Source organism: Actinobaculum suis (assembly GCF_900102025.1).
GTDB lineage: Bacteria > Actinomycetota > Actinomycetes > Actinomycetales > Actinomycetaceae > Actinobaculum > Actinobaculum suis.
Map to the genome: position 1 here is coordinate 1 of NZ_FNAU01000027.1, position 3,887 is coordinate 3,887.

Consider the following 3,887-nt stretch of genomic DNA (forward strand, 5'->3'; position numbering starts at 1 on the left):
GGCAGAAGTAGAAGAAGAGTTTTGGACTAGCAACCCAAATCACGAGAGAATGGAAATCAAGGCAAATGCCTAGGAACAAAACCCGGGGCACTTCAGGTGGGTGCAGATTCCGGCTAGGTGGGTGCAACAGCTGTGAGGGTGGGTACGCAGTCTGAGTGCGTACCCACCCGCGTTAACCTGCGATTCCATCGAGCACGAGAAGAAGCGCCTCAGTTAGGATGCCCCGTTACGGATCACCTGATTGATTTCTCGCTCCAGGCCAACCGGGTCATCGACGGACAGAATGAGGCGACTGTACTTGAACGTCGGATCGACTTCGACGACGAGCACATCGGCTGCGCCGGTGACGTTCCAGAAGTGGCGTTCGTGATTTTTGCGGTAGGTCGCTGATACCTTTTTACCAAGCGTATTCAATCCCGGAGCTCGCACCCCCTTCGGTTCTTTCACGATACCTGGATCATGCGTGGCACCTCGCACAAGTGAAAGCGGCACACGGATTTCAGTCGTCAACGACCACAACTTGTCTAACCCTATCGGGGTGACAATGAGTTCTTCGCCCTGAATTTTGACCTTATTTCGAGACATTCTTCTCCTCCTTCTCCTTAACAGCTTTAGCGGGCGCGTCGGTTAAACCAGCCCGGTCAAGTGCACGCTGGCCAAGGGATTGCGCTGTGATTCTATTTGCATCGATAACGCGTTGGGTCAGTTCAGCAATTTCAGGACTGTGGCACGCTATCTCGAAAACTGCAACGTTGATCAGGTTCAGCAGCGTCTCCGGATCGTCACGCAGATCGGCTGCTGGTAGCTGCGCATTCGGCACCGCAGATTCGCTCCACTGCCCTGCCGCGTGTTCAAGGACTGCAATAAATATTCCCTGCTTCGATCCGAAGATCGAGTACAGACTGCCTCGCGCCACTCCAGTGACTTTCACAAGCTCATCAATCGACGTTGCGTTATAGCCACGCTTCACAAACAACTCGCCCGCCTGTCGCAGGAACGTCCTTGTGTCAAACTCCCTCGGTCTCGCCATGGTTCTAGACTACCTATTCTAGAATGACCAGTCAAGAACTGTAGCGTAAATAATTCCGACTCCCACAACCACCGATGTAGCTGTTATCCACGCTTTAAACCGAACCTCGATAACGCCATCGGCGGTGACTTGGGATCACCACAGGCCTCACGAGCATGACGGATTCGTTCTTGGACGCTTGGACGAGGGCGACGTAGTCCTCGGCGCAATTCTCCATCTCGGTATAGATCCAGGCCGATTTGGGCTTGCAGATCGGCAACTAACGAAGGGTGCGGCGGAGTTCCCACTCGGCTATGGCGTGAGCGACTGTACCCTGCTCCACAGCATCCGTTACCACTCCTACTTCTGCGGGACCGTCTCCTTCACTCGAAGGAGCGACATCAACCACTGCGATCTCAACTTCAGTATCTCGCTTGGTCGCTGACCGGTAGTGGTATGTCGAAGCTGCTTTTTCGCGCAGTTGTAATTGCCTTTACCCATTCCATCCGCAATCGGCTCTACACTCCGAGGTTGCACTGGAGTACCCCACCTGGGTGTTGACGGCGTATTTCAAGCTCACGCGCAACCATAACCCCCGTCCCATCGGCAGAGAAGTGATACGTCGCCTACGTTGTGGGGTAACGCTCACTAACGTTTTCCCACCCTTCATGCTCGAACACGTTTTCGTTACACTTCGGATCGGTAGCCACTCAAGGATTCCCTTCGGTTGAAGGGAGCCCCGTTCGAGAACATGTGCTGGTTTTCTAGAAAATGATGGGATCCAGTCCACGCGCTCGCTGTCGAATCAGTGGCGACGCTTCTTGCGTCTCCACTTCTTAGACATTGACGTGACGGGATAACACCTTGCGCAGATACTTGCCCCCCCCCTACACAACTCACAGATTTTGAGCACGAAAACTGTTACGATCCTCCCCAAGGATGCAAGGATGCAAAGATGCAAGGTTGCAAGGATGCAAAAGGATAGATCTATGTCCATCACAAAAATTGGTCGCGATTGGCGCGCCCGCGCACTGGCTGGCTGGCGGTCGTTAGCCTGATCGTTGGTTGCTCCACCGGCGGTAGCGGCAGCGAAGAACCCACTGCTGAAGCTCCCGACGTTTCGACTGTGACCGTAGCGATGACCGCAAGTTCTGAACCTGATACCGGGTTCGACCCAGTCTACGGATGGGGCAGCGCCAGCCACGTCCACGAACCACTGGTTCAGTCCACGTTGATCAAAACCGACGTCGACTTAGGCTTCGAGAACGATCTCGCTACTGATTACTCTGTCTCTGACGACGGCATGACGTGGAAGTTTACTATTCGCGATGACGCGAAATTCACTAACGGCAACACCGTCACCGCTAAAGACGTCGCGTTCACCATCAACGAGGTCGTCACTAATACTGGCGCGGTAGCCGATCTCAATAAGGTCAAGGAAGCCACTGCCACCAGCGACACCGAAGTCGAAATCGCCATGAAACAGCCAGACAATACACTGCTGTATACCCTGGCCGTGCTGGGTATCGTCCCCGCCGATGAATATGGTGACAACTACGGCAAAAACCCGATCGGCTCCGGCCGGTACAAGCTGGAAAGCTGGGAACAAGGCAAACAGGCCATCTTCGTGGCGAACCCGGACTACTACGGTGAAGCCCCCAAGATGGAACGCCTCGTCGTGGTGTTTATGGATGAAGATGCTGGCATCGCAGCCGTGAAGGCTGGGCAGGTTGATGTCGCATATGTGTCGGCCACTCACGCTGACCAACACATGGACGGCTACAAACTGTTCAGCGCTAAAACCGTTGATTCGCGAGGCATCTCATTCCCGGTCGTGCCGGAAGGCAGCCCGAAGCGTGAGGGGATGGACGGCGCCGAACACGAAGTCGGCAATAATGTCACCTCTGACCGCGCCCTACGCCAGGCCATGAACTATGCCGTTGATCGTGACGTCTTAGCCGATCATGTGCTCAATGGCCATGGTACCCCGGCCTATTCCGTCGCGGACGGGATGCCGTGGGCCTCGGATGCGATGAAAGTTGAAACTGACGTCGACAAAGCCAAAACGATCCTCGAAGATGCCGGCTGGGCCGAGGGTGACGACGGTGTCCGCGTCAAGCACGATGGTACTCGAGCAGAATTCACGCTGGTCTACCCCGCCACTGACCCAGTTCGACAGGCACTAGCCGCTGAATTCGCTAACCAGATGAAAGAAATTGGGATCAATATTACCATCGAAGGTAAGTCGTGGGACGATATCTACCTGATTCAGACCACCGAACCCGTTGTCTGGGGTTGGGGCTCCAACTCACCAAATGAGCTGTACAGCCTCTACCATTCCCAGAGCACCAGCAATACCGCTGCGTACGAGTCAAACACCATCGACGAGTACCTAGACAAGGCCCTGGCAGCCACTGACATTGACGAATCCAACGAGTACTGGCAGAAAGCACAGTGGGACGGTACCACCGGGGTTACCCCTGAAGGTGAAGCTACCTGGGTGTGGTTGACCAATATCGATCACTTGTACTTCGTTCGCGACAACCTCAACATCGGGGAGCAGAAGCCGCATCCGCATGGTCACGGTTGGTCCGTCGTCAACAATGTGGACCAGTGGACATGGGAAAGCTAATAGGTTCCCACCGAGACCCCGCGCAACAGTTCAGTTTTTCACGCCTTGGCTGGACACTGTTGCGCGGGGGTTTATCCCTCATCGCGTTGCTGCTGGCGGTTTCTTTCATCTCATTTGTGCTGATTTCGCTATCCCCGATTGATCCGGTGGAGGACCTGACCCCCTGTTGGTGGACATAGGCTAGCCCCGGCGTTCAGCCGGAGAAAGGTAGTCTTCTACCATGTCCCGTAAAACATATTCCGCGCA

Annotated in this window: 3 protein-coding genes; 1 reads left to right on the forward strand and 2 read right to left on the reverse strand. The window is 54.8% G+C overall.

The window, feature by feature from the left end; genetic code table 11:
- Positions 1-213 precede the first annotated feature (213 nt).
- Both BLT47_RS08695 and BLT47_RS08700 read right to left on the reverse strand, forming a co-directional pair.
- A complete protein-coding gene (locus BLT47_RS08695; RefSeq protein WP_049619205.1) occupies positions 214-585 on the reverse strand; it encodes a hypothetical protein in 372 nt (123 codons plus the stop codon).
- Entirely contained in the window at positions 572-1,030 is a 459-nt protein-coding gene (locus BLT47_RS08700; RefSeq protein ID WP_065414498.1) for a TetR/AcrR family transcriptional regulator, read from the reverse strand. The genes BLT47_RS08695 and BLT47_RS08700 overlap by 14 nt, the downstream gene beginning before the upstream one ends.
- Before the next feature lie 994 nt (positions 1,031-2,024).
- On the opposite strand from BLT47_RS08700, the gene BLT47_RS08705 reads away from it, so the two are divergent.
- Complete coding sequence (locus BLT47_RS08705) at positions 2,025-3,641, forward strand: ABC transporter substrate-binding protein (protein ID WP_083330198.1); 1,617 nt, start codon at positions 2,025-2,027, stop codon at positions 3,639-3,641.
- Positions 3,642-3,887: the final 246 nt, after the last annotated feature.